Below are 26458 nucleotides of genomic sequence, written 5' to 3' on the forward strand. Positions count from 1 at the left end.
ACGCCTCCCTCAGCGCAGCTTGGGGTCGAGGGCGTCGCGCACCGCGTCGCCGAGCATGATGAACGCCAGCACCGTGATCGACAGCGCGCCCGCCGGATACAGCAGCGTGTGCGGCGCGTTGCGGATCTGGGTGGCGGCCTGGGAGATGTCGATGCCCCAGGAGACCGTCGGCGGCTTCAGGCCGACGCCGAGGAACGACAGGGTGGCCTCCAGCGAGATGTACGTACCGAGCGCGATGGTCGCCACGACGATGACGGGCGCGAGGGCGTTCGGGGCGATGTGCCGGAGCAGCATGCGCGGGGTGGACGCGCCGAGCGCGCGGGCCGCCTGCACGTAGTCCTGCTGCTTGGCGGTGATCACCGCGCCGCGTGCGATACGGGCGATCTGCGGCCAGCCGAGGACGGCCATCAGCAGTACGACCGTGAAGATCGAGCCGCCCTTGACGACGGACAGGAAGACGATGCCGCCGAGCAGGATCGGGATGCCGAAGAAGATGTCGCCGATCCGGGAGAGCAGCGAGTCCCACCAGCCGCCGAAGAAGCCGGCCAGCCCGCCCATGACGCAGCCGAGGACGGCGGCGAGGAGGGTGGTGCAGATGCCGACGGTGACCGAGGCGCGGGCGCCGTGAACCGTACGGGCGTAGACGTCGCAGCCCTGCTTGTCGAAGCCGAAGGGGTGGCCGGGGGCCGCGCCCTGCGCCGACTTGGACACGTCGCAGGCGTACGGGCTGGTGCTCGTCATGATGCCCGGCCAGATCGAGATGACGACCAGGAAGAGGATCAGGACGGCGGAGATGTAGAAGATCGGGTTGCGGCGGAGGTCGTGCCAGGCGTCGCCCCAGAGGGAGCGGGCCTTCTCGGCCTGCTCGGGCACGGACTCGGCGGCGGCCACGGCTTCGTCGGCCGCTGTCTTGGTCATCTCAGGCATACCGGATCCTCGGGTCCAGGACCGCGTAGAGCAGGTCGACGAGCAGGTTGGCGGCGAGGAAGACGACCACGAGCACGGTCACGAAGCCGACGACGGTCGGCGCGTTCTGCCGCAGGATGCCCTGGTAGAGCTGGTAGCCGACGCCCTGGAGGTTGAAGATCCGCTCGGTGACGATGGCGCCGGCCATCAGGCCGCCGATGTCGGTGCCGAGGAAGGTGACGACCGGGATCAGGGAGTTGCGCAGCAGGTGCACGCTGATCACACGGCGGCGCGGCAGGCCCTTGGCGGTGGCGGTGCGGATGTAGTCGGAGCGGATGTTCTCCGCGATGGAGGTGCGGGTCAGCCGGGCCACGTACGCCAGCGAGACGCCCGCCAGCACGATGCCGGGCAGGATCAGCTCCTCGAAGCGCACCTCGGTGGAGACCGACGGGGGCAGCGCGCCCCACTTCACGCCGACGAAGTACTGCAGCAGATAGCCGGTGACGAAGGTCGGGATGGAGATCACGAACAGGGTGAGGACCAGAACGCCGGTGTCGATCAGGCGGCCGCGGCGCATGCCCGCGATGACGCCGAGCGTCACGCCCACCACCAGCTCGATGACGAAGGCGACCAGGGTGAGCTGGATGGTGTGGGGGAAGGCGTCCCCCATCAGCTCGATGACCGGGCGGCCGTTGAAGGCCATGCCGAAGTCGCCCTGGAAGATGCCCGCCATGTACTGCAGGTACTGGCTCCACAGCGGGTCGTTCAGGTGCAGGGACTCCCGGATCTGGGCGGCGGTGGCCGGGTCGGGGGTCCGGTCTCCGAACATGGCCGCGACGGGATCGCCGAGCGCGTAGACCATGACGAAGATCAGGAAAGTGGTGCCGATGAAGACGGGCACCATCTGGAGCAGTCGTCGCACGACGTAGCGCCCCATGTGTCCTCCAGAAATGCGCCGACGCGGGGGCAGCCGGGCCCGCGGGCCTCGTGACCGAGGCGCGGGTGACCGGCTGCTCCCTGCTGCCGTGAGCGGTTGGTTCGGTGCGGCCCGCTCAGGGGCTGCGTCGGGTCAGCTCTTGACCTTGATCTCGGTGTAGACCGGGACGCTGAAGGCGTCGAGCTCGACGTCGGAGACGTTCTGCGACCAGCCGGCGACGCCGTTCTGGTAGAAGAGCGGGATGGCGACCATGTCCTCGAACACCAGCTTCTCGGCGTCCTGGTAGAGCTTGGTCGCCTTCTTGGTGTCCGGCTCGGCCGCGGCCTGCTTCAGCAGGTCGTCGAACTTCTTGTTGCTCCAGTGCGAGTCGTTGGAGCTGGCGCCGGTGGCGTACAGCGGCGTCAGGAAGTTCTCGATCTGCGGGTAGTCCATCTGCCAGCCGGCGCGGAAGGCGCTGGTCATCTCGCCCTTGGTGATCTGGCTGCGGAAGTCACCGAAGGTGCCCACGGGGTTGCCCACGCACGCCTTGTCGTCGCCCAGCACCTTGTTGACGCTGTTGCAGATCGCGTCCACCCACTCCTTGTGGGAGTCCTTGTCCGCGTTGTAGCTGATGGTCATCTTCCCGCCGGGCAGGCCGCCGCCCTCCTTGATGAGCTTCTTGGCCTCGGTGGGGTTGTACGTGCAGGCGTCGCCGCAGGCGTCCTTGGAGTAGCCGTTGGCGGCACCGAGCACCGGGGAGGTGAGGTCGGTGGCCGGCGTCCGCGTGCCGTTGTAGATCTTCTCGGTGATCTGCTTGCGGTCGATCGCCATGGAGATGCCCTTGCGGACCTTCTCCATGCCCGGCTTGCTCCACGCGCCCTTGTCGAGCGGGAAGGTGATGGTCTGGTTGATGCCGGCCGGCTGCGAGACGTAGTTGCCCTGCAGGTCGGTCTTGGCGTTCTTGATCTGCTCGGCGGGCAGGCTGTCGAGCACGTCGATGTTGCCGGCCTGCAGGTCGGAGTAGGCGGTGTTGGAGTCCGTGTAGACCTTCAGCAGCACGCCCTTGTTCTGCGGCTTGTCGTCGCCCTTGTACTTCTTGTTGGGCACGAGCTTCATCTGCGTGCCCTTCTGGTACGAGTCGACCGCGTAGGGGCCGTTGCCGATGGGCTTGTCGAGGTAGCCCTCGTGGTCCGAGAAGAACTTCTTCGGCAGCGGCGCGAACGCCTTGTAGCCCAGGCGCACCGGCCAGGTCGACATCTTCTGGGTCAGCTTGACCGTGAAGGTGTGGTCGTCGACGACCTTCAGGCCCGACAGGGTCTTCGCGGTGGGCTTGCCCTTGGCCGGGGCGACCTTGTCGTAGCCCTCGATGTCGGCGAAGAAGTAGCTGTTCTTCTGCTGGTTGGTGGCCAGCGCGCCGTAATTCCAGGCGTCGACGAAGGAGTTGGCGGTCAGCGGCTCGCCGTTGGAGAAGGTCAGGCCCTTCTTCACCTTGATGGTGAAGGTCTGCTGGTCCTTGCTCTCGATGGACTCGGCGGCGTCGTTCTCGGCCGCGCCGGTCTTCGGGTCGTACTTCTTGAGGTTCTGGAAGATCATGTCCAGGACCTTGCCGCCCTGCACCTCAGTGGTGTTGGCGGGCTCCAGCGGGTTCTGCGGGTCGCCCCAGGCGGACCGGACTACTCCGGCCTCGGAACTCGCGCTGTCACCGCTTCCGCCGCACGCCGTCACACCGAGGGCGATGGCTATGGCTCCCGCGACCCAAGTGGCGCTTCTGGCACCGCGCATGGGACTGCCTCCTCATGAGTCCATTCGTGACATGGAAAGGAGCCGGCCGTCCGCTGACACCCCTGACAGCGCGCGACCAGCCCCCGACGCTCGTGAGTCGGCGCCTTCACAGCGCGTGACCCATTGACCCGAGCTCAATGCCCCCATCCTTAGTCACGTTCGCCCCATAAGCCACGAGTCCCTGGTCTCGGTTTGATCACATCCCGGAGATCGACGTCCGGAAACCGGACAAACCAATCCATCCAGAGGGGAATGAATCGGACCTCCAACTGACCGGAGGGCGCCGCCCGTCCACTATCCGGCCGCCCGGCGGGGGTCGCGGACGACCCTCGGCGTCTTGACGACGCGATCACCGGTGCGCTAGCGCGCACCGGCCGGCCGGTGACGGAGCGTACATACGACAGCGCCCCGCCGGACAGAAGTCCGGCGGGGCGCTGGGAAGTCGGCCTGCGGGGCCTTAAGACGGTCAGCCGTGCTTGGCGCGCGAGGCGGCGCGGGCGCGCTCGCGGGCGTCCAGGTTCACCTTGCGGATGCGGATGGCCTCCGGGGTGACCTCGACGCACTCGTCGTCGCGGCAGAACTCCAGGGACTGCTCCAGGGAGAGCTTGCGCGGCGGCACGATCGACTCCGTGACATCGGCCGTGGAGGACCGCATGTTCGTGAGCTTCTTCTCCTTGGTGATGTTGACGTCCATGTCGTCGGCGCGGCTGTTCTCGCCGACGATCATGCCCTCGTACACCTCGGTGCCCGGCTCCACGAAGAGCACGCCGCGCTCCTGGAGGTTGGTCATCGCGAAGGCGGTGACCGCACCGGCGCGGTCGGCGACCAGGGAGCCGTTGTTACGGGTCTGCAGGGTGCCGAACCAGGGCTCGTGGCCCTCGTGGATCGAGTGCGCGATGCCGGTGCCGCGGGTGTTGGTCAGGAACTCCGTACGGAAGCCGATCAGACCGCGGGACGGCACGATGAACTCCATGCGGACCCAGCCGGAGCCGTGGTTGGACATGTTGTCCATCCGGCCCTTGCGGACACCCATGAGCTGCGTGACCGCGCCCATGTGCTCCTCGGGCACGTCGATGGTCATGCGCTCGGTCGGCTCGTAGACCTTGCCGTCGACCTCCTTGGTGACCACCTGCGGCTTGCCGATGGTCATCTCGAAGCCCTCGCGGCGCATCTGCTCGACCAGGATGGCCAGCGCCAGCTCACCGCGGCCCTGCACCTCCCAGGCGTCGGGGCGCTCGGTGTCCAGCACGCGCAGCGAGACGTTACCGATCAGCTCGCGCTCCAGGCGGTCCTTCACCTGGCGGGCGGTGACCTTGCGGTCCTTGACCGCGGCCTTGGCGTCCGCGCCCTTGCCCGTGCCGCCGCGGCCGACCAGCGGCGAGGTGTTCGTACCGATGGTCATCGAGATCGCGGGCTCGTCGACCGTGATCAGCGGCAGCGCGACCGGGTTCTCCGGGTCGGCCAGCGTCTCGCCGATCATGATGTCGGGGATACCGGCGACGGCGCAGATGTCGCCGGGGCCCGCGACCTCGGCCGGCTTGCGGGTCAGCGCCTCGGTCATCATCAGCTCGGTGATGCGGACGTTGGAGACGGTGCCGTCACGCTTGATCCACGCGACGGTCTGGCCCTTCTTCAGCTCGCCCTGCTCGACGCGGAGCAGCGCGATACGGCCGAGGAAGTTGTCCGCGTCGAGGTTGGTGACGTGGGCCTGCAGCGGCGCGGTCTCGTCGTACTCGGGGGCCGGGACGGTCTCCAGCAGCGTGGTGAAGAACGGCTCCAGGTTCGTGCTGTCGGCCGGGACGGTGCCGTCCTCCGGCTTGGTCAGCGACGCGACGCCGTCACGGGCGCAGGCGTAGACGATCGGGAACTCGATCTGGTCCTCGTCCGCGTCCAGGTCCAGGAACAGGTCGTACGTCTCGTCGACGACCTCGGCGATCCGGGAGTCGGGGCGGTCGGTCTTGTTGATGCACAGGATGACCGGCATCTTCGCGGCCAGCGCCTTGCGCAGCACGAAGCGGGTCTGCGGCAGCGGGCCCTCGGAGGCGTCGACCAGCAGGACGACCGCGTCGACCATCGACAGACCGCGCTCGACCTCACCGCCGAAGTCGGCGTGGCCGGGGGTGTCGATGATGTTGATCGTGATCGGGTCCCCGCCGTCCTTGGGGTGATACTTCACCGCCGTGTTCTTGGCGAGGATCGTGATGCCCTTCTCACGCTCCAGGTCGTTGGAGTCCATCATGCGCTCGTCGAGGTTCTCGGCGGCGTGTGCGGCGAAGGCTCCCGCCTGCTTGAGCATGGCGTCGACAAGGGTGGTCTTGCCGTGGTCGACGTGGGCGACGATGGCGACGTTACGAATGTCGTGGCGCGTGGGCACTTGCGGCGCTTCTCCCGGAATTGTGGTTGACGGCGCGTACGGTCCGGCACGCGCGCCCGCCGGGCATGCAGACGCCACGGCCTCGTCCCATGGTACGGGGCTGGCGCGGCATCGGCCGCCCCAGCCCGCTCGCACCCGTCCTGACCTGCTATTTCTTGTAACCGATGTCCTGATACACGGGCGTCGCGAAGCCAAAAGCGCCCACATTGGCGAGCTGGGACCTGGTCGCGACGAGCTGCGGCTGCCGGTACAGCGGGATCGATCCTGCAGCCGCCCAGATCCGCTGGTCGGCCTGGGCGACGAGGTCCCGCGCCGCGTCCGGGTCGAGCTCGGCGGACGCCTGGTCGAAGAGCTGGTCGATCCGGTCGGTGCCGACCCGGGTGTAGTTCTGCTCGACGGTCAGCGAGCCGTCGGCGGCGGGCCGGGGCTTGGCGTAGATGGGCCGGGCGTCGGTGGCCGGGTAGGCGCTGCCGGGCCAGGAGTAGAGCGCCAGGTCGTAGTCCCCGGACGCGATGTGGTCCTCGAAGTAGCTCTTGTCGGCCACCTTCTGGACGCTCGTCCGTACGCCGATCTTCCGCAGCATTTCGGAGATCCGGTCGGCGACCGTACGGAGCTGGGCGGTGCCGGGGCCGTCGGGCAGGACGAAGCGCAGCATGAGCGGCCGGCCGTTCTTCTTCACGAAGACGGCGCTCTTGCGGGCCGCGGCGTCGTCCTTGCCGTGCGCGTGCCCGCCCTTGGCGCCCTTGGCGTCCGGACCGCCGTGTGCGTCCCCCGCTTCTTCGGCGGCCCCGGCCGCGACGGGCTCGGGCCGCTCGCGCCCCGGCTGCCCGGCCGGCCGCTGCTGCCCCGCCTCCCGTTCCGCGCGCTCCGCCACCGCGGCGAGCCGGTTGCGCTCGGCGGCGGCCTCGGCCTCGCGGGCCTGGACGGCGCTGAGCGGACCGGCCGGGCCGGTGCCCGCGGCCTCCTGGCCCGCACCGGGCTTGGTGTCGTCCCAGCCCCGCGCTCCGGGGCCCGCCGCGAGGGCGGTGGTCTGCCGCCGGGCGGCGTCCGCCAGTACGTCGGCCTCGTCCCAGGCGTCCGCGGCCCGGCCGCCGGCCCGCTCGTAGGCGGCGTACGCGGCCGACCCGGTGTCGCCCAGCGCGCGCCGCCGCTCCGTGCGCGCCGCCGCGTCGTACAGCGCCGCGCTCTGCCGCAGCAGGGCCGCCCGCTGCAGGCCCGCGGAACCGGCGCCGGTCAGCCCGGAGAGGGACGCCGGGCCGGTCGCGGTCCCCGCGCCGGAGCGGGCGGGACCGCCGTGCGGCCGCCCCGCGTCCCGCTGTCCGCTTTTCCCGTCGCCCTGCCCGTTCTCGTCGTCGGCCCGGCCGGCGTCCGCGTCGGTCCGGCCCCGGCCGGCCTCCCGCTCGCCGGGCTGTGCGTCCGTCTCCTCCTCGGTGCCGCCCTGCGGCAGCCGCCAGCCCGCGTCGGCCAGCAGGGCCTGCGCCGCCCCGGTGTCCTGGCCGCCCAGCGCGCCGCTGTTGTCCCGGTAGCCGGGCTGCCCGGCGAGCAGCAGATGGCTGCCGACCGGCGCGGCGGGCAGCCGGAGCGGGCCCAGTACCTCCTTGGCCAGCGTGGCGCGGTCGATGGCGCGGGCCACCGCGCGGCGGACCCGCTCATCGGTGAGCGGTCCCGTGCTGCCGTTCAGGGCGAGCTGCGTGAAGGACGGGGAGAGGGCGCGGTGGACGGTGTAGCCGCGCAGGTGCGCGCGGCGCTCGGCGGCGGCCGCGGCCTCCTGGCGATGCCTGAGCTCCGCCTTGCGCTCGGCGTCGGTGCCGCGGGCCAGTGCCTGGTGGCGCAGCGCGTCGGCGGAGACGGCTCCGCGCGGCGCGTCGTCCCCGACCGCCGCCTGCTGGTTCCCGCCACCCGCCGCGCCGAGCTCCTTGGCCGTGCCGCGGTCGATCTCCGCGACGTCGATCTTCCCCTTGGCCAGCGCGGCGGGCCGCTTCGTGGCGGGCAGCTCGGTCAGCACGATCTTCTCCAGCCGGGCCCGGCCGCCCCACCACCGCGCGTTCCGTACCAGGGTGACCGTGCCGGCGCGAGCGTCCCGCTCCCGCACCCGGAACGGCCCGGCGCTGCTCGCGAGCTTCTTGCGCGCGCCGTCGTTGAACGCCGCCGGGCTGCCCATGACGCTCTTCGGGTACAGCGGCGTGAAGAGCGACTGCCAGTCGGCGTACGGGCGGTCGAAGGTCACTTGGACCTCGCCGGGACCGGGGCCCGGCTCGACCTTCTCGATGCGGTCGTAGCCGGCGTTGCGCGCCGTCCAGTACGCGGCGTTCCTGCCGCGCAGCGCCTTCCACTGGGCGGCGAAGTCGGCCGCCGAGATCTTCCGGCCGTCGCTCCAGCGCGCCGCCGGGTTCAGGGAGTACCGCACCACCTGCTTCGGCTCGCGCTGGGTGACCTCGGCGGCCTTGAGGTAGTCGGGGTTGCGCTGCGGTACGCCGTCGGCGTCCAGGGTGAACAGCGCGGGCAGCACCGCGCCCGCCACCGTGTCCGTGCTCTCCCCGGCGTCCGTCTGGAAGGCGTTGAAGGTGCGCGGGAGTTCGTCCACGGCCCAGCGCACCGTGCCGCCGTCGCGCAGCGTCGCCGGGGCTGCCGGAGCGATGTCCTGGCTGCCGGCGCCGGCCGGCCGCGGCTCGTCGCCGCTGCAGCCGGCCAGTACGGGCAGCGGGAGCAGCGCGCCCGCGGTGAGGAGCGCGACCCGGCGCCGCCCACGGCCCGCCGCCCGGCCGCCGTGCGCGCCCTGCGGTCCGACGTCGTCGGTCATGACTGTTACCTCCGGGCTCGCCCGTGCGGCGGCGCCGCCGCTGATCACATTCGGCCGACTTTGCGGCTCATCACACCTATGGCCCGTCCACTCAAAAGGACGCCGCGGCGCGCGCCGCGGCGACACGGCGGCGGTACTCCCCAAGGCCACCCGCCCGGCCCAACGCGTTCCGGTACGACCGGTCACGCCCCCCTATGCGCCATCGTGACCCGGAATACCGGCGAATCCCTTCCCAACCGCGACTGTGACGCGCGACACTCGCAGGCGCATGAGATTGCCGACCGCACCCTCGGAAGTGAGGGCTCGTCATGTCCTTGCACGATGATCTGACGGCTGTGCAGCGCAGCCTCGACGACCTGGTCCGCTCGGTGGGACGCCTGGAACAGCAGGTCGGCGGCGGGCTGGAGATACGCCGGGTCCGCAGCGACACCGAGCATCTGCGCGAGAGCCTCGAGCTGCTGCGCGCACAGGCCGCGCCCGACGCCGGCGACCGGCCGGTGCCGACCGCGGGGCGCGCGGTGTCCGACATGGTCACCATCCCCGACGCCCCCTACGACTCCTCCCTGTGGACCGACGCCGAGGACGAGGGGCTGGGCGCCCGCGACCGCCGCGCGCCGTAGCGGGGTCTCCTGCCCGGACGTCCCCCTCGTCCCAGTCCCCCCGCTCACGGAGAAAACGTTGGCCACAGGCACCGAACCCACATCGAAAACCGGCGCGAGCGGGGTGCACGGCCCCGCTCGCGCCGCCATCCCCGCCCGTCACCTGCGCACCGAGCGCTGGTGGCTGTACCCGGCGAGCACCGCGGCCGGACTGCTCGCGTTCGTCGTGTACTCGACGTGGCGGGCGTTCGCGAACGCGGACTACTACCACGCGCCGTACGTCTCGCCGTTCTACTCCCCCTGCCTCGCGGAGAACTGCGAGACCATGCGCGCGGGCCCCAACTGGGAGATCTTCGGCAGCTGGTGGGGCCTCTCCCCCGCGCTGCTGATCCTGATCTTCCCGCTGGGCTTCCGGCTGACCTGCTACTACTACCGCAAGGCGTACTACCGCGGCTTCTGGGCCTCGCCCCCGGCCTGCGCGGTCGCCGAGCCGCACAAGAGCTACAGCGGCGAGACCCGCTTCCCTCTGATCCTGCAGAACGTCCACCGGTACTTCTTCTACGCCGCGCTGCTGGTCGCGGGCGTGCTGACGTACGACACCGTCCTCGCCTTCCGCGACGAGAGCTACGCCTGGGGCCATATGGGCCTGGGCAGCCTGGTCTTCCTCGTCAACATCGTGCTGATCTGGGCGTACACCCTCTCCTGCCACTCCTGCCGGCACATCGTCGGCGGCCGCCTGAAGCACTTCTCCAAGCATCCGGTGCGGTACCGGCTGTGGGGCTGGGTCGGCAAGCTCAACGCCCGGCACGCGGTGCTCGCCTGGGCCTCGCTGATCAGCGTGGCCGCCGCCGACTTCTACGTCTACCTGCTGTCCGTCGGGGCCATCGTCGACCCGCGGTTCTTCTAGACCTTTCCAGGAAGGGTGCGCATTTTCATGACGCAAGTCGAACGGCAGGGCTGGGACGTGGTCGTGGTGGGCGCGGGCGGCGCCGGGCTGCGGGCCGCCATCGAGGCCCGCGAGCAGGGCATGCGGACGGCGGTGATCTGCAAGTCGCTCTTCGGCAAGGCCCATACGGTCATGGCCGAGGGCGGCATCGCCGCCAGCATGGGCAACGTCAACGAGGGCGACAACTGGAAGGTCCACTTCCGCGACACCATGCGCGGCGGCAAGTTCCTCAACCACTGGCGGATGGCGGAGCTGCACGCGCGCGAGGCCCCGGACCGGGTCTGGGAGCTGGAGACCTGGGGCGCGCTCTTCGACCGGACACCGGACGGGCGGATCTCGCAGCGCAACTTCGGCGGGCACGAGTACCCCCGCCTCGCGCACGTCGGCGACCGTACGGGCCTGGAGCTGATCCGCACCCTCCAGCAGAAGATCGTCTCGCTGCAGCAGGAGGACGAGCGGGAGTTCGGCTCCTACGAGGCGCGGCTGAAGGTGTTCCAGGAGTGCACCGTCACCCGCGTACTGAAGGAGGACGGCCGGGTCGCGGGAGCGTTCTGTTACGAGCGCGAGTCCGGCCGCTTCTTCGTCCTGGAGGCGCCCGCCGTGGTGCTGGCCACCGGCGGCATCGGCAAGTCCTTCAAGGTGACGTCGAATTCCTGGGAGTACACCGGCGACGGCCACGCGCTCGCCCTGCTCGCCGGAGCCCCGCTCGTAAACATGGAGTTCGTGCAGTTCCACCCGACCGGCATGGTCTGGCCGCCGTCGGTGAAGGGCATCCTCGTCACCGAGTCGGTGCGCGGCGACGGCGGGGTGCTGCGCAACAGCGACGGCAAGCGCTTCATGTTCGACTACGTCCCGGACGTCTTCAAGGAGAAGTACGCGCAGTCCGAGGACGAGGGCGACCGCTGGTACGAGGACCCGGACAACAACCGCCGGCCGCCCGAACTGCTGCCCCGCGACGAGGTCGCGCGGGCCATCAACGCCGAGGTCAAGGCGGGCCGCGGCTCCCCGCACGGCGGCGTCTTCCTGGACGTCTCCACGCGGATGCCCGCCGAGGTGATCCGCCGCCGGCTGCCCTCCATGCACCACCAGTTCAAGGAGCTGGCGGACGTGGACATCACGGCCGAGGCGATGGAGGTCGGGCCGACCTGCCACTACGTCATGGGCGGCGTGGACGTCGACCCGGACACCGCGGCCGCGGCCGGCGTGCCCGGGCTGTTCGCCGCGGGCGAGGTGGCCGGCGGTATGCACGGCTCCAACCGGCTCGGCGGCAACTCCCTCTCCGACCTGCTGGTCTTCGGGCGGCGGGCCGGGCTGTACGCGGCGGAGTACGCCGCCGCGCTGGTGAGCGGCGAGCGGCCCGCCGTGGACCCGCGGGAGATCGAGGCGGCGGAGGCGGAGGCGCTGCGGCCGTTCAGCGCGGAGGGCGCGGACCCGCTGCACACCGGGGGCCCGGCGGAGAACCCGTACACCCTCCACCAGGAGCTCCAGCAGGCGATGAACGACCTGGTGGGCATCATCCGGCGGCAGCCGGAGATGGAGCAGGCGCTGGACAGGCTGGCGGACCTGCGGGTGCGGGCGCGGCGGGCCGGGGTGGAGGGCCACCGGCAGTACAACCCCGGCTGGCACCTCTCCATCGATCTGCGGAACATGCTGCTGGTCAGCGAGTGCGTGGCGCGGGCCGCGCTGGAGCGGCAGGAGAGCCGCGGCGGCCACACCCGCGACGACCACCCGGAGATGGACCGCCGCTGGCGCCGCGTCAACCTGCTGTGCCGGCTGGCCACGAACGACGGCCGCCCCGGGCTCCCCGAGGACCCGGCGCTCGCCCACATCCGGCTGGAGCGGCGGGAGATGCCGGCGATCCGCGCCGACCTGCTGGAGCTGTTCGAGCGGGACGAACTGGCGAAGTACCTGACGGACGAGGAGCTGAGCTCGTGAGTTCGTACGACGCGCACTTCAGGGTGTGGCGGGGGGACGCCGCGGGCGGCAGCCTCGGCGACTTCACCGTCGAGGTGAACGAGGGCGAGGTGGTGCTGGACATCATCCACCGGCTGCAGGCCACCCAGGCGCCGGACCTGGCCGTGCGCTGGAACTGCAAGGCGGGCAAGTGCGGCTCGTGCAGCGCGGAGATCAACGGCCGGCCCCGGCTGATGTGCATGACGCGGATGTCCGTCTTCGACCGCGCGGAGACCGTCACCGTCACCCCGATGCGGGCCTTCCCGGTCGTCCGCGACCTGGTCACGGACGTGTCCTTCAACTACGCGAAGGCCCGCGAGGTGCCGTCCTTCGTCCCGCCCGCCGACCTCAAGCCCGGCGAGTACCGGATGCAGCAGGAGGACGTGGGGCGCTCGCAGGAGTTCCGGAAGTGCATCGAGTGCTTCCTCTGCCAGGACACCTGCCATGTCGTCCGCGACCACGAGGAGAACAAGGAGGCGTTCGCGGGCCCCCGCTTCCTGATGCGCGTCGCCGAGCTGGACATGCACCCGCTGGACGCCGCGTCCGAGGTGGGCCTGGACCGCAAGAGCACCGCCCAGGACGACCACGGCCTGGGCTACTGCAACATCACCAAGTGCTGCACCGAGGTCTGCCCCGAACACATCCGCATCACGGACAACGCCCTGATCCCGCTGAAGGAACGGGCGGCGGACCGCAAGTACGACCCACTGATCTGGCTGGGGAAGACGATCCGCCGGCGGCGGAACGCGCCCTAGAACAGGTCCAGCAGCGCGTCCGCCGGGTCCACCGGCTCCGTGTCGCCGTCGGGCAGGTCCAGTTCGAACCAGACGGTCTTGCCCCGCGGCGTACGGCGGCTGCCCCAGCCCCTGCTGAGGAGGCCGACGAGCTGGAGGCCGCGGCCGCCCTCGTCGGTGTCCCGCGCGCGCCGCCGCCGCGGCTGCGCGAGGTCCGCGTCCCAGACCTCGCAGACCAGCGTGCGGTCCAGCAGCAGGCGGAGCCTGATGTCACCGTGGCCGTGCCGCAGGGCGTTGGTGACCAGCTCACTGACCAGCAGCTCCGTGGTGTCGACGAGGGCTTCCAGACCCCAGTCGGTGAGCTGGTCGCGGGCCAGTTCGCGGGCGCGGGCGACCGAGCGGGCCTCGGGGGCGAGGTTCCAGTCGCCGACCGCGTCCTTCGGGAGGCCGTGCACCCGGGCCATCAGCAGGGCGATGTCGTCCTCGCCGTGCCGGGTGTCCAGCGCGGACAGCACGTGGTCGCAGGCGTCCTCCAGCGGGCGGCCCGCCTCCGACAGGGCCGCGCGGAACGCCTGCAGGCCCTCGTCGAGCGGGTGGTCGCGGGACTCGACCAGGCCGTCGGTGTACAGCGCGAGCAGCGCGCCGTCCGGCAGCTCGACCTCGATCTCCTCGAAGGGCTCGCCGCCGACGCCCAGCGGCATGCCGGGCGGGACGTCGAGGAGCAGGGCGTCCTCGCCCTCCTCGACCAGGACCGGCGGCAGATGGCCGGCGTTGGCGAACGTACATCGCCGGGTGACCGGGTCGTAGACGGCGTACACGCAGGTGGCGAGGTAGACCTCGGAGAGGTCGGCGGCGCGGTCGGTGCGCCGCGAGCCCGCGTGCACTCCCGCCTCCGCGTCGGTGTCCGCGCCCGTGCCCGCTGCCGTACTTCCGTACGCGCCCGCCTCCGTGCCGGCGTCCGGTTGCGCACCGGCGCCCCCCGCCGCTCCGCGCCCCCGCAGGCCCGAACGCCTCTCGCTACCCGTGGCACCCAGCCCGCGCGCGATCTCGTCGAGCGCCGAGAGCACCTCGGCCGGCTCCAGGTCCAGCAGCGCCAACGTCCGTACCGCCGTGCGCAGTTCGCCCATGGCGACGGCGGCGCGCAGGCCGCGGCCCATCACGTCGCCGACGACCAGCGCCGTGCGGTGGCCGGGCAGCTCGATGACGTCGAACCAGTCGCCGCCGACCTCCGTCGCGGTCGTGCCGGGCAGATAGCGGCAGGCGATGTCCAGGCCCGCCGCCTCGGGGTCGCCGGGCGGCAGCAGGCTGCGCTGGAGGATCAGCGCGCGCTCGTGCTCGCGGCGGTACAGCCGGGCGTTGTCGATGCAGACGGCGGCGCGCGCCGCGAGCTCCACGGCGAGCGCGGTGTCCCGCTCACCGAAGGACTCGCTGCCCTTCGTACGGGAGAACTGCACCAGGCCGACGACGGTGTCGCGGGCGACCATGGGGACGGCGAGCGTGGAGTGGATCACGGCGCCGCCGAGCTCGGGCCGCTCGTCGTCCGTCTGCCGCCCCGGGATGATCTGCGCCTCGGCCGTGCGGAGCGCGCCCGCGCAAGGGGAGTTGAAGGGGAAGCGGTGCACGGCGCCGACCGCGACCGGCATGCCGTCGTCCTCGGCCGCACCGCCGCCCGGGGCGCCGCCGCCGCTGCCGCCCTCCGGGAGCGGCCCGTCGGACACGGCGCTGGCGAAGGCGACCCGGCGCAGCTCGGCGCTGCCGTCGGTCATGCCGGGCGGCGCCTCGTCCCCGGCCAGCAGCCCTTGGTACAGGTCCACCGAGGCCAGGTCGCAGAACTGCGGCACGGCGACGTCGAGGAGCGTGCGCGCGGTGGTCTCCAGGTCCAGCGAATTGCCTATGCGCGCCCCCGCTTCGTTCAGCAGGGCCAGATTGCGGCGGGCGTTGGCGGCCTCCCGCTCGGCGCGGCGGCGGCCCGTGACGTCCTGGGCGAGCGCCGCGACGCCGATGGGACGGCCGCTGGCACTGTGCAGCCGGTACAGCGACACCGACCAGCGGCGGCGCTCGGTCGTGCCGTGCGGGGTGCCCACGATCTGCATCTCGGCGACCGGGTCGCCGGTCTCCAGGACCCGGCGCAGCGCGGCGTTGAGCCGCTCGGCCTCGGGCCGGGGGAGGTACTCGTCGGGTGCCGCGCCGCTGAACCTGCTCGGCGGGCCGCCGAAGACGGTGGCGAAGCGCTCGTTGACCCGGCGCAGCCGCAGGTCCGTACCGAAAAGCATGAAACCGATCGGGGACTGTCCGAAAACCGCCTGCGCGGCGGCGAGATCGGTCTCGATGCCGCGCAGCGCCCGTACGTCCACGACGAGACAGACCGCGGCCCGCTCGCCCGTGCCGGTCTCGGACGGCATGACATAGATCTCGGCGAGGCCGTCGACGGGGGCCTCCGGGCCCGTGCGGTAGGGCACCAGGCCGGTCCACTCGCGGCCGTCGAGGATCTCGCTGACCGTGCGGTGCCCGGCCTCGCGCAGCTCGCGCGGGACGAACGCCTCCACCGGGTCCTGGCCGATGGCGTCCTTGGCGGGGATGCCGAGCATGTCGGCGGCGCGGCGGCTCCACTGCTCGATGCGGCCGTCGGGGCCGAGGGCGAAGGAAGCGACGCGGATGTAGTCGTAGATCGATCCGGGCGCGCTGCTCTGCCAGACGGGCGGGCCGTCCGGTACGTCCATCCGGCCCGACCCATCCCTCATCGCAGGGTGTTCCTCACCCGCTGACATCTCGCTCACGAGCCCCGTCCCCTCCAGCTCATCGTGCCCGGACCGGACAGGCCGAGTATCCAGCAACACGGCTATCCGGAACACGGTCTTCACGATCACAGCACAGTCTCGATCGCAGGTCATCGACGAGGTCTCGATGAATTTGCAACGATCGCGACGTCACCCAGACTCATAACCAGCCGCGGTCCGCTCCAACCTCCCCACCAGGCACGAAGCAGTGATTTCTGCGCGACGGCCACAAGGGGCGCGCCCGCCCGACGGGTGTCAGCCGGTTTCGGCCAGCTCGAACCACACCGTCTTGCCGCTCCTGCCCCGTCGGGTGCCCCAGCGACGGGCACTGCATGCCACCAGCTGCAGTCCGCGGCCGCCTTCATCATCGGGCGCGGCCGTGCGCTCGCGGGGCGGATCGGGGAGCGGATCGGACACCTCCACGAGGAGGTCGCCGCCGCGCAGCCGGACGATCCGTACGCCGATCGGCCCGCTGGCGTACCGCAGGGAGTTGGTCACCAGCTCGCTGACCAGGAGGACGGCCACGTCCACCGCCGGCTCCATGTCCCAGTCGCGCAGCGTCTCGCGGACCATGGCGCGGGCCGTACGGACCACGCCCGGCTCGGCGGGGAAGCTCCACTCGGCGATCGGCGGGATCGCGGCCATGCCCAGCCGGCGGGCCTGCGACGCAGGAGACCCCGGAGGCCCTGCCGCTGCGCTGTCGCTCACGCCGATCACTTCCCCAGCCCGGTGCTCCCCCGGCGGTTTTGTACATTTTGAGGGGGGTTAATCAGCACATACCCGATATCAGGGTTCGGTTATCGCCCCAAGAGGGTCAACCGGGTGCATCGTGGCGCGAACGGCGTAGCCCGTCAGTCGAGCGCCCCCTGCCTCACCAGCCGGGTCATCGCCGCGGCGACGGCGGGCCGGTCCTGGTCCAGCCAGTCCACCGCGCCCTCTTCGCCCGGCGGCAGCCAGCGCAGCACATCGTGGTCCTGCAGCGGCCGCGGCGTCCCGGAGACCAGCCGTACGGTCCACACCTGGAGCACCAGTCCGGGTTTCAGCGGCCACTCCCCGGGGATGCGCGCCACCGGCTCGGCCTCGACCCCCAGTTCCTCGCGCAGCTCCCGTACGAGCGCCTGCTCGGGCGTCTCGCCGTCCTCGACCTTGCCGCCGGGCAGCTCCCAGCGCCCGGCCAGCTCCGGCGGCGCGCTGCGCCGCGCGGCCAGCAACCGTCCCCGGTCCAGCACCGCTCCGCCCACCACCACGCGCACCGTACTCATGCGCGGCAGCCTATGCGGCCGCCGCTCGTGCCCCGCCTCGGCCCCGCGCGCCTCGCCCCTTCACGCGCCGGGCCCGCCGGTCCCGCCGCCCGCGACCGTCAGGCCGTGGCGCGGTCGACGCGCTCGACCACGTACGGCCGATGGTGCTGGCGGTCGTCGAGCCGGTCGGCGACCTGCTCCGCCTCCTGACGGGTGGCGTACCGGCCGACGCGGTAGCGGTTGCCGTTGTCGTCCTCGCGGATGACCAGCCACGGCAGTACAGCGCCACTGTCGGTCATCGCGCTCCTCCGTCCGCCGTCCGGCGCGCCGGGGCGCGCCCGTCCTGCACTAACACCGAAAACCCATTCCGCATATGCCCGAGCCTACGCCCGACCTTCACGCAACGGATACGTCTTTGCACAAAGAGGCACCGAACCGGCCATGTCACCGTCCACGTCCGTATCTCCCCGTCACTCGTACCGCTGACGGGCCGGCAGCCGGGCCCCGGAACGACGGCCGCCCGGCACCGAGACGGTGCCGGGCGGCCGGACGTGTGCGGGGGCGGGTCAGACGCGGGCTTCGACCTTCTCGGCCGGGTCCCGGCCCTCGTCACCACCGTCGGTGACCTCGTCCCGCTCGGCGGCGGCGCGTGCCTCGGCCTCCGCCACGACGAGCGAGGGGTTGCGCCACGAGCTGCGCACGCCCCAGTAGTAGAAGGCCAGCGCGAGCACGACGACGACGGCGAGGTCCACGCCCTGCGGGATGAAGCCGCGGCCGCCGAACTCCGTACCGCCGCAGTACGACACCGCGGCCATGACCAGCAGGTACGCGACCATCCAGGCGCCGGCCTTCAGGTGCGGCTTCAGCTCGGCCCAGGGCTTGCGCAGCTCGTACCAGGCCCAGACGGGCAGGCCGACGGCCATGATCAGGATGACCTTGCCGGTGAGCGGCCAGCGGCCCCAGTACAGGACCAGCGAGCCGAAGACCATGGCGATGGGGGCGATGACGGGCATCGCACGCAGCTGCACCGGGCGCTTGAGGTCCGGCGAGAGGCGGCGCAGCGACATCACGGCGACCGGGCCGGTGATGTAGGAGATGACCGTCGCGATGGAGACGATCTCGGCGAGCGAGCCCCAGCCGCGGAAGACCGCGAGGAAGAGGAAGGCGATGATCAGGTTGAGGACCAGGGCCGGGCGCGGCACGCCGGTCTTCTTGTCGACGCGGCCGAAGATGCCGGGCAGGTGGCCGTTCTCCTGCACGCCGTGGATCATGCGCGAGGTGGTGGCGGCGTAGATCATGCCGGTGCCGGACGGGGAGATGAAGGCGTCCGCGTACAGCAGCATCGCCAGCCAGTTCAGGCCCCAGGCGAGCGAGAGGTCGGCCAGCGGGGAGTTGAAGCCGAGCCCGGCCCAGCTGCCGGCCTTGGTGAGGTCACCGTGCGGGACGCCCATGAGGAAGGCGACCTGCAGCGCGAGGTAGATGACCAGCGCGATCACGATCGAGAGGATGACGGCCTTGGGCAGCGACTTGCCCGGGTTGCGCGCCTCGGCCGCCATGTTCAGCGGGGACTGGAAGCCGTTGTAGGCCCAGACGATGCCGGAGAGGGCGACGGCGGTGAAGACCGCGCTCCAGCCGTTCGGGGCGAAGCCGCCGAACTGCTTGACGTTGCTGGTGTCGAAGTGCGCCAGCATCAGCGCGCCCGCGGTCATGATCGGTACGACGACCTTGAAGACCGTGATCGCGGTGTTGGTCTTCGCGAACAGCGTGATCGCGAACCAGTTCAGGAAGAAGTAGAAGATCAGCAGCACGCTGGCGCACGCGACGCCGGAGCCGGTGAGCTCCTTGCCGTCGTACAGGCCCTGCGCCCAGCCGAAGTCCCACGAGCTCATGTACTGGACGGACGCGGTGGCCTCACCGGGGATCACGGAGACGATCGCGATCCAGTTGGCCCAGGCGGCGAGGTAGCCGGCCAGCGAGCCGTGCGAGTACTGGCCGTACCGGACCATGCCGCCGGCCTTGGGGAACATCGCGCCCAGTTCGCTGTAGGTGAGCGCGATGGTGAGGGCGACGACGGCGCCGATGACCCAGGCCAGGATGGCGGCAGGACCGGCGATGGCGGCGGCGCGCTCGGCTCCGAACAGCCAGCCCGAGCCGATGATCGACCCGAGTCCTGTGGCCGTCAGGGCGATGGTCCCGAGGGACCGGCGGTAGTTCGAGTGGGAGCCCTGCTCCGCGCTCGAGGTCTTCGGCGTGCTCAACGTGCTTGGTCTCCTGATCTTCCCCCACGGCCGTGCACAAACTTCGCCATCGTAAGAGCGAAACGGAAGATCGGAATCCAAGGTTCGGTCAAATGCCCCTGTTCACTTGGGCGGTGTGAGTTTTTCAACATCGCAAAGTGGGCGACAAATGCGGACATTGTCGGGCGTTATGGGGTGTCGACGTGGTGGTTACGCACCAGTACGGACGGTGGTGTGCCGACGTCAGTACGCAGTCGGCACAAGGCACTTCGCTACTGGGAACGGTCTCACCGCACCGGTCTCACTTCACCGGGAGGTGGTACGCGATCCGGTGCCGGTCGGCGAGCATGACCACATCGGCGGTCTCCACGGGGCGGCCGCCCGCGTAGTACGTCCGCGAGATGACCAGTACGGAATGGCCGGGCACCCCGCCCAGCACCATCGCCTCCTCGGCCAGCCCCGGGCGGGCCCCGACCTCCTCGACGACGTTGTCAACGATCACATCGATGGCCGCCATCCGCTCGACCACGCCGCGCCCGGCCAGCGGCCCCTCCTCGGGCAGCATCACGGGCGTCCGGCCCGTCACCTCCAGCGGCTCCCAGGAGGTGGAGAGCATCACCGGCTCGCCGTCGGTGCGGAAGAGATAGTGCGTGCGCATGACCCGCTCGCCGGGCCGGATGCGCAGCCGGTCCGCGATCGCCTCGCTCGCCTCGTCCTGCTCGCTGCTGGACTCCCAGGTCCCCTTGACCTTCTCGTCCGACTGCTCCTGGCGGAACGGCGTCGCGCCGGCGCCGGTACGGAATCCGGCGCGGGCGATACGGCGCTGGGCGGGGCGCTCACGGACATACGTCCCCGATCCCGAGCGGCCCTCCACCAGCCCTTCGGCCATCAGGACCTTGCGCGCCTCCAGCGCGACCGTGTCCGAAACTCCGTACTCCTCGCGGATGCGGGCTTGCGAGGGGAGGCGGGTGTGCGGCGGCAGCACGCCGTCGACGATCTTCTGACGCAGGTCACCGGCGACACGGAGGTACGCGGGCTGCTCACCGAAAGGCACATGCCCTCCCAAGGGCTTGACAGTCAGCAACAGCGTGGCAACCCACCGTTGTCACCCGCAAGCCTGGGCCACTTATTCACCCGATGTGATGACATGCAGCTCAGCAGGCACAGCAACGGGCGTACACGCGCGCCCGGCGCGCGCCACGGCTCCGCGCCGGTGCCATTCGGGGGCCCCCGGAACCGCCCGCACGCCCCCGCGACCGGCGAGGATCAGCCGTTTCCGACCGGCCCGTTTCCGGCCATCCACGGTCACCGCACCGTGGCATGCTCGAAGCAGGCGTACGCCGTCCGGCGGGTGCGCCGCGCAGGGACGCGCAGGCGTTGCGCCGCCCCGGGAAGGAGCCCCTCGTGCCCGCACCCGACCCCACGGCCCCCGGCCCCGCCGGCCTCACCCCGCTGCCCGACGACTGGCAGCGCGCGCTGGCGATCGTCGCCCACCCCGACGACCTCGAATACGGCGCCGCCGCCGCGGTCGCCGAGTGGACCGACGCCGGCCGGGAGGTCACGTATCTCCTGGTCACCCATGGAGAGGCGGGCATCGACGGGGTCGTCCCCGAGGAGTGCGCGGTGGTCCGCGAGGCCGAGCAGCGGGCGAGCGCCGCGGCGGTCGGCGTGCAGAACGTGGAGTTCCTGGGCCATCCGGACGGCGTCATCGAGGCCGGGCTGCCGCTCCGCCGCGACCTGGCGGCCGCGGTCCGGCGGCACCGCCCGGAGCTGCTGATCACGCTCAACCACCACGACACCTGGGGCGGCGTGCACTGGAACTCGCCCGACCACCGGGTGGTCGGGCGGGCCGTCCTGGACGCGGCGGGCGACGCGGGCAACCGCTGGATCTTCCCCGAGCTGCTCAAGGAGTACGGGCTCGCGCCCTGGAACGGCGTGCGCCGGGTGGCGGTCGCCGGATCGCCGCACCCCACGCACGCCGTCGAGGTCGGCCCCGGCATCGAGCGCGCCATCGCCTCGCTCGCCGAGCACCGCTCGTACATCGAGGGGCTGAACGGCGGCGCCCAGGACCCGCTGGCCTACGCCCGCGGCTTCATCGAGCAGATGCTCCAGATGGCGGGCGAACGCCACCGCGGCCTCCCGGCGGTCACCTTCGAGGTGTTCCCGCGCTGAACGCCGCCCCGCCGCCACGGTGGTCAGCCGGGCTACGCCGCGGCCCGGACGTGCGCGGCCGCCCGCTCCGCCTCCCGTACGACCTCCTCCGTGTCGACGCCGACCAGCTCCCCGTGGGCCTTGCGCGGCCGGCCGTCGACGAAGACGTGGGAGACGTTCGGCGGCTGGCCGTTGAGGACGATCTGGCTGGTCCAGTCGAAGCGGGGCGCGAAGTTGAGCGTGCCGGGGTCCAGTACGAGGACGTCGGCACGCTTGCCGGGCGTCAGGGAGCCGATCCGGTCGGCCATCCCGATGCACTCGGCGCCGCCCAGCGTCGCCATCCGCAGCACGGCCGGGAGGGTGGGGTGGATCTCCGCGTCCTCGTGCAGCGCGCGCTGGAGCCCGACCGCGGCCTTCATGACGTTGAACATGTCCGAGGTGTCGTTGGTGCCGCCGTCGTGGCCGAGCCCGGCCTTGATGCCGCGCCGGTGCATGGCGGGCAGCGGCATGATCCCGGAGGCCAGCCGCATGTTGCTGAGCGGGCAGTGCGCCACCCGTACGTCGTGGTCCGCGGTCAGCGCGAGCTCGTCGTCGGTGAGGTGGATCGCGTGGTTCATGAGCAGGTGCGGGCCGAAGGCGCCGGCCTCGCGGAGGGAGCGGACCGGATCGTCCTTGCGGTCGTCGCGGTGCTCCAGTACGTGCGAGTTGAGCATCGTGCCCAGGTCGTGCGCGACCTCCCGGAAGCGGCGCAGCTCCGGTATCGCCTTCATGCCCGCGTGCACGGACACCTGGGCGGAGGCCAGCGGCAGCGGGTCCAGCAGCTCCTTCTTGACGCGCGGGATGAGATCGATCGCGCCGGCGCTCTGCGTCATCGCGTACACGAAGCGCAGCCCCGCGTCGTCCAGCGCCCGGATGTACCGCTCGCTGGTGTCGTACGGGATGGCGTGCACCCAGTCGACGACGGTGGTGACGCCGGCCTGGAGGGCGTCCAGCGCGGCGAGGCGCACGAAGCGGTACATGTCCGCGGCGTCGATCTTCGGGAGGGTGGCGCGGTTGCAGGCGGCCAGCCAGCCGTTCAGGTCCTGGTCCGCGCAGCCGCCGCGGATGCTGGACTGCCAGAGGTGGTTGTGCAGGTCGACGAAGCCGGGGAGGACGAGCTTGCCGCGCGCGTCGATCGTCCGGGCGCCCGCGGGTGCCGTCAGCCCGTGGCCCACCGCGGCCAGCCGTCCGCCGCGCATCAGGACGTCCGCGTGCTCCAGGGTGCCCAGTTCGCCGTCGCCGATCTCGGGGTCCATGGTGAGGACCAGGTCCGCGCCGCGGAGCAGGGTGGCGCGGGCGCCGTCGCCGGGTGCGGGCGGCGCCTCCTGCCGTGGCGCGGCACCGGCGATCCCGGCGGCCAGCGGCACGCTCCCCAGCCCGGCCAGCACGGCTCTTCGCGTCGGTTTCGGAAAAGTCATTCCGCTGTTGTACCGCGGGTAACACTTCGCCCCGAGAGGCGACTTCCAGCCAACTGACACTCTGTCAATCACACTGACCGCGAGCTCAACTCTTCGTAGCATCCGCCTACTTGCTCAGCAGGCGGCGGACCCGGACCAGGGACCGCCGCGCCTCGGGGGTCCATACCGCGCTCACGTATACGTGGCCCGCCTGCGGCTCGAAGGTGTACGTGCCGCCGTTGCCGGCCGCCGCCAGCCGGTCTGCCAGCAGCCGCGCGTCGGCGGCGAAGAGGTCGCGGCCGCCCTGGAAGACATGGACCGGCGGCAGCCCGGCCACGTCCGCGAACCGCGGGCTGAGCAGCGGGTCGCGCGGATCGGCGCCGTTCGCCCACAGCCGCCCGGCCTCGATCAGGTCATCGGTGCGCAGCAGCGGATCGAGCGGTTCGAGGGACGACAGCGCGGGGTGCGACATCGTGAGGTCCAGCCAGGGCGAGAACAGCAGCACCTGGCGCGGCGGGGGCGCTCCGGCGTCCCGGTACGCGACCGCCTGGCCGAGCGCGAGCCCGCCGCCGGCCGAGTCGCCGCCGAGCGTGACGTTCCCGGGCCCCGCCTCGGCGCACAGCGCGTCGTAGACCGTACGCAGCAGGGCGTACGCCGCGGGCGCGTCACCCTCGGGGGCGAGCCGGTAGAGCGGCACGGTGAGGGTGACGCCGGTGCCCTTGGCGGCGTGCTGGAGGAGCCACCAGTGGGCGGTCTGCAGCGGGAAGGCGTACGCGCCGCCGTGCGTGTAGAGCAGGTGGCGGCCGGTGGCGCCGCGGCGCGGGGCGAGCCGCAGGACCGGCCGCCCCGCCACCGTCGAGCGCGTCACCTCGTAGCGGGCGCGCAGCGGGGCCGGTACCGGTGCGGCCTGCGCTGCCTGCGCGCACGTCCCCGCCATCGCTCACGTCATCCCTTCGCCGCGCCCTCCGCCGCCGCGCTCCCGGCGCCGTCTCCCTTCGCGGTGTCCTTCGAGAGTTCCTTCGGGAGTTCCTTCGGGGGTTCCTTCGGGGGTTCCTTCGGGGGTTCCGGCACATCCTTCGCGGGGCCCGTCACGCTGTCCAGGAACCCGGCCGCCAGCGCGGTGAATTCCGCCGCCCGTTCGATCTGGGGCATATGCCCGGTGGCCGGGAAGAGGTGGCTGCGGGCGTGCGGCAGCGCGGCCACCGCGGCGTGGAAGTGCGTGACCGGCAGTACCCCGTCCGCGTCGCCCCAGACGACGAGCGTGGGTACGCGGGCCGCAGCGGTCCGCGCGAGGAGGGCGCGGCGCCAGCCGGGGTACGAGCCGAGGACCGGCACGCCCAGGCTGAGCATCGTGGCCACGAAGGTGGCGCGGAAGTCGGGCTGCCGGCCGACCAGCCCGGCGTGCCGGATCAGCTCCTCCGTCGCGTGCCGCGGGTCGTGGAACAGGTCGCGGTTGACCTGGACACCGGCCTCCCGGGCCCGCCCCCGGAACCGCTTCCCGATGCCCGGGAGCGCCGCCAGCACGGCGTAACCCATGGGGCGCAGCGAGAGGTTGGCCTCGCGGCCGAAGCCGGCGCTGTTGGCGAGGACGAGGGCCGCCACCCGGTCCGGGTACTCCGCCGCGACGGTCATGGCGACCGCGCCGCCGAGCGAGTTCCCCATCAGATGGACGGGGCGCCGCTCCCCCAGCGCGTCCAGCACGCCGACCACGGCGCGCGCGAAGGAGGCGAGCCCCGCGCGGCCCTTCATGCGGCGGGTCAGGCCGAAGCCGGGCAGGTCGGTGCTGATGACCCGGTGGCCGCGCGCCGCGAGCAGGTCGTGGGTGAGCTGCCAGTCCTCCAGGCTGCGCGCGATGCCGTGCAGCAGCACGACCGGCGGGCCGTCGCCGTTCGCGTCCCCGCTGACGCGTACGCGTACGGGGTGCCCGTCGACGTCCACGTACGTCGTGTCGGCGGCGGTCACTTGGCGGCCTCCGCCCGCGTGTGCGCCGGGCCCTGCCCCGGCACACCGGCCGGCGCGTGCTCCGGCGCGCGGCCCGGCACACGCTGCCCGCCGCGCACGGCCGCGCGGGGCGTGGGCTTCAGCGTGCGCCGGAGGTTCGTCCGCATCGTCGTGGCGGCGTCCAGCACGTAGTTCTGCCGTACCTTCCACGGCCCGCGGTCGCCCTGCCGCGGGAACGCGTCGATGGAGCGCTTGACGTACCCGGCGGCGAGGTCGAGCAGCGGCCGCTCGGCGAGCGGGCGCCCGGGCTCCGGCACCACCGCCGCGTAGTCGTTCCGGTCCATGAAGTTCAGCACCTTGCACACCAGCCGCGAGGTGAGGTCGGCGCGGAGCGTCCAGGAGGCGTTGGTGTAGCCGATGCAGACGGCGAAGTTGGGCACGCCGGTCATCATCGCGCCGCGCCACACGAACTGCCGCGACAGCTCGACCGGCCGCCCGTCGATCTCCGGAGTGATCCCGCCGAAGGCGAGCAGCTGCAGGCCGGTGGCGGTGACGACCACGTCCGCCTCCAGCACCTTGCCCGACTTCAGCCGGATGCCCTCGGGCACGAAGGTGTCGATGTGATCGGTGACGACCTCGGCCCGGCCCTTCTTCAGCGCCTTGAAGAGGTCGGCGTCCGGCACCGCGCACAGCCGCTGGTCCCAGGGGTTGTACGAGGGCGTGAAGTGCTCCCGTACCGCCTGCTCGTCCTTCAGCATGCGGGTGTTCAGGCGGGTGAGCAGCTTGCGCGCGGCCTGCGGGCGGCGCCGGCAGAACTGGTAGAAGCCGATGCCGAAGAGGATGTTCTTCGTCCGCACGGCGCGGTGGGCCACGCCCGCGGGCAGTGCGCTCCGTATCTTGTCGGCGATCCTGTCGCGGCCCGGCACGGCGCTGATCCAGGTCGGCGTGCGCTGCAGCATGGTGACCCGCTCGGCGCGGCCGGCCATCGCCGGTACCAGCGTCACGGCGGTGGCGCCGCTGCCGATGACGACCACGCGCTTGCCCTCGTAGTCGAGATCCTCGGGCCAGAACTGCGGGTGGACGACGGTCCCGGTAAAGGCGTCGAGGCCGGGGAAGTCGGGCGCGTGCCCCTGGTCGTAGTTGTAGTACCCGGCGCAGGAGTACAGGAAGTCGCAGGTGAGGGTGGAGCGTTCGGTCTCGCCCGTCGCTTCGTCGGTGCGTTCGAGGGTCAGCGTCCAGCGCGCCTCCCGCGTCGACCAGTCGGCGGAGAGCACCTTCGTGCGGTACCGGATGTGCCGGTCGATCCCGAATTCCGCCGCGGTCTCCCTTATATACCGCAGGATCGTCGGGCCGTCCGCGATCGACTTGGCGTCCCGCCACGGTTTGAACGGGTAGCCGAGCGTGAACATGTCGGAGTCCGAGCGGATGCCGGGGTAACGGAAGAGATCCCAGGTGCCGCCCAGGGACGCGCGCGCCTCCAGGATCGTGTACGAGCGTCCCGGGCACTCCGTCTGCAGCCGGTAGGCCGCGCCCACGCCGGACAGTCCGGCGCCGACGATCACGACATCGATGTGCTCGGTGTCCGGCTCCTGGCCGGCGGAAGTCTGCATGGCCCCAGTGTGCGTAATGGGGCCGGCGGGGTTCTTGACTTCGCGCGACACGTAT

General features: G+C 71.7%; 20 protein-coding genes. 5 read left to right on the forward strand and 15 right to left on the reverse strand.

Going from position 1 to position 26458, the window contains the following annotated elements; genetic code table 11:
- Positions 1-9: 9 nt before the first annotated feature.
- From ACIGXO_RS10915 to ACIGXO_RS10935, 5 genes are all read right to left on the reverse strand, one after another.
- Positions 10-918, reverse strand: coding sequence for an ABC transporter permease (locus ACIGXO_RS10915; protein ID WP_399783872.1), 909 nt, complete (start codon positions 916-918; stop codon positions 10-12).
- Position 919: 1 nt separating this feature from the next.
- On the reverse strand, positions 920-1843 hold the full coding sequence (locus ACIGXO_RS10920; RefSeq protein WP_399783397.1) for an ABC transporter permease: 924 nt from the start codon (positions 1841-1843) through the stop codon (positions 920-922).
- 132 nt (positions 1844-1975) lie between these two features.
- Positions 1976-3604: an ABC transporter substrate-binding protein gene (locus ACIGXO_RS10925; protein ID WP_399783399.1), complete on the reverse strand. Its 1629-nt coding sequence runs from the start codon at positions 3602-3604 to the stop codon at positions 1976-1978.
- Between the two features lie 466 nt (positions 3605-4070).
- Entirely contained in the window at positions 4071-5978 is a 1908-nt protein-coding gene (typA, locus tag ACIGXO_RS10930) for a translational GTPase TypA (RefSeq protein WP_399783401.1), read from the reverse strand.
- Between the two features lie 148 nt (positions 5979-6126).
- Positions 6127-8778 carry an ABC transporter substrate-binding protein gene (locus ACIGXO_RS10935; protein WP_399783404.1) on the reverse strand — a complete coding sequence of 884 codons (2652 nt, stop codon included), beginning with the start codon at positions 8776-8778 and terminating at the stop codon, positions 6127-6129.
- A gap of 308 nt (positions 8779-9086) precedes the next feature.
- Here ACIGXO_RS10935 and ACIGXO_RS10940 point away from each other — a divergent pair, with 308 nt between their 5' ends.
- The 4 genes from ACIGXO_RS10940 to ACIGXO_RS10955 are packed head-to-tail and all read left to right on the forward strand — an operon-like array spanning position 9087 to position 13031.
- Positions 9087-9398, forward strand: a complete 312-nt coding sequence (locus tag ACIGXO_RS10940; protein WP_399783407.1) for a hypothetical protein — start codon at positions 9087-9089, stop codon at positions 9396-9398.
- Positions 9399-9456: 58 nt separating this feature from the next.
- On the forward strand, positions 9457-10284 hold the full coding sequence (locus tag ACIGXO_RS10945) for a hypothetical protein (protein ID WP_399783409.1): 828 nt from the start codon (positions 9457-9459) through the stop codon (positions 10282-10284).
- A gap of 27 nt (positions 10285-10311) precedes the next feature.
- Entirely contained in the window at positions 10312-12258 is a 1947-nt protein-coding gene (locus ACIGXO_RS10950; protein ID WP_399783412.1) for a fumarate reductase/succinate dehydrogenase flavoprotein subunit, read from the forward strand.
- Positions 12255-13031, forward strand: coding sequence for a succinate dehydrogenase/fumarate reductase iron-sulfur subunit (locus ACIGXO_RS10955; RefSeq protein WP_399783414.1), 777 nt, complete (start codon positions 12255-12257; stop codon positions 13029-13031). The genes ACIGXO_RS10950 and ACIGXO_RS10955 overlap by 4 nt, the downstream gene beginning before the upstream one ends.
- Here ACIGXO_RS10955 and ACIGXO_RS10960 read toward each other — a convergent pair.
- The 6 genes from ACIGXO_RS10960 to ACIGXO_RS10985 all read right to left on the reverse strand — a co-directional run bounded on the left by ACIGXO_RS10960 (position 13028) and on the right by ACIGXO_RS10985 (position 20319).
- Positions 13028-15751, reverse strand: a complete 2724-nt coding sequence (locus tag ACIGXO_RS10960; RefSeq protein WP_399783417.1) for a SpoIIE family protein phosphatase — start codon at positions 15749-15751, stop codon at positions 13028-13030. The two genes, ACIGXO_RS10955 and ACIGXO_RS10960, sit on opposite strands and share 4 nt — an antisense overlap.
- A 291-nt stretch (positions 15752-16042) precedes the next feature.
- A complete protein-coding gene (locus ACIGXO_RS10965; protein ID WP_399783876.1) occupies positions 16043-16432 on the reverse strand; it encodes an ATP-binding protein in 390 nt (129 codons plus the stop codon).
- A gap of 206 nt (positions 16433-16638) precedes the next feature.
- The gene (locus ACIGXO_RS10970) at positions 16639-17049 is read right to left on the reverse strand and encodes a (deoxy)nucleoside triphosphate pyrophosphohydrolase (protein ID WP_399783420.1); all 411 of its coding nucleotides are present in this window, start codon (positions 17047-17049) and stop codon (positions 16639-16641) included.
- Between the two features lie 98 nt (positions 17050-17147).
- Positions 17148-17327 (reverse strand): SPOR domain-containing protein, encoded by a 180-nt coding sequence (locus ACIGXO_RS10975; RefSeq protein WP_399783423.1) that lies wholly within the window; start codon positions 17325-17327, stop codon positions 17148-17150.
- Positions 17328-17594: 267 nt separating this feature from the next.
- Positions 17595-19286 (reverse strand): APC family permease, encoded by a 1692-nt coding sequence (locus tag ACIGXO_RS10980; RefSeq protein WP_399783425.1) that lies wholly within the window; start codon positions 19284-19286, stop codon positions 17595-17597.
- Positions 19287-19566: 280 nt separating this feature from the next.
- Positions 19567-20319, reverse strand: a complete 753-nt coding sequence (locus ACIGXO_RS10985) for a GntR family transcriptional regulator (protein ID WP_399783429.1) — start codon at positions 20317-20319, stop codon at positions 19567-19569.
- A 350-nt stretch (positions 20320-20669) separates the two neighbouring features.
- Between ACIGXO_RS10985 and ACIGXO_RS10990 the strand changes: the two genes are divergently transcribed.
- A complete protein-coding gene (locus ACIGXO_RS10990; protein ID WP_399783433.1) occupies positions 20670-21437 on the forward strand; it encodes a PIG-L deacetylase family protein in 768 nt (255 codons plus the stop codon).
- A 32-nt stretch (positions 21438-21469) separates the two neighbouring features.
- On the opposite strand, the gene ACIGXO_RS10995 is transcribed toward ACIGXO_RS10990, so the two are convergent.
- The 4 genes from ACIGXO_RS10995 to ACIGXO_RS11010 all read right to left on the reverse strand — a co-directional run bounded on the left by ACIGXO_RS10995 (position 21470) and on the right by ACIGXO_RS11010 (position 26403).
- Positions 21470-22873, reverse strand: coding sequence for an amidohydrolase family protein (locus ACIGXO_RS10995; protein ID WP_399783435.1), 1404 nt, complete (start codon positions 22871-22873; stop codon positions 21470-21472).
- 106 nt (positions 22874-22979) lie between these two features.
- Complete coding sequence (locus tag ACIGXO_RS11000; protein WP_399783438.1) at positions 22980-23789, reverse strand: alpha/beta hydrolase fold domain-containing protein; 810 nt, start codon at positions 23787-23789, stop codon at positions 22980-22982.
- A gap of 8 nt (positions 23790-23797) precedes the next feature.
- On the reverse strand, positions 23798-24814 hold the full coding sequence (locus ACIGXO_RS11005) for an alpha/beta fold hydrolase (RefSeq protein WP_399783441.1): 1017 nt from the start codon (positions 24812-24814) through the stop codon (positions 23798-23800).
- Entirely contained in the window at positions 24811-26403 is a 1593-nt protein-coding gene (locus tag ACIGXO_RS11010) for a flavin-containing monooxygenase (RefSeq protein WP_399783444.1), read from the reverse strand. Before ACIGXO_RS11010 ends, ACIGXO_RS11005 begins: the two co-directional genes overlap by 4 nt.
- Positions 26404-26458 lie beyond the last annotated feature (55 nt).

It is taken from the genome of Streptomyces sp. NPDC053542 (genome assembly GCF_044544685.1).
In the GTDB taxonomy this organism is placed as follows: domain Bacteria; phylum Actinomycetota; class Actinomycetes; order Streptomycetales; family Streptomycetaceae; genus Streptomyces.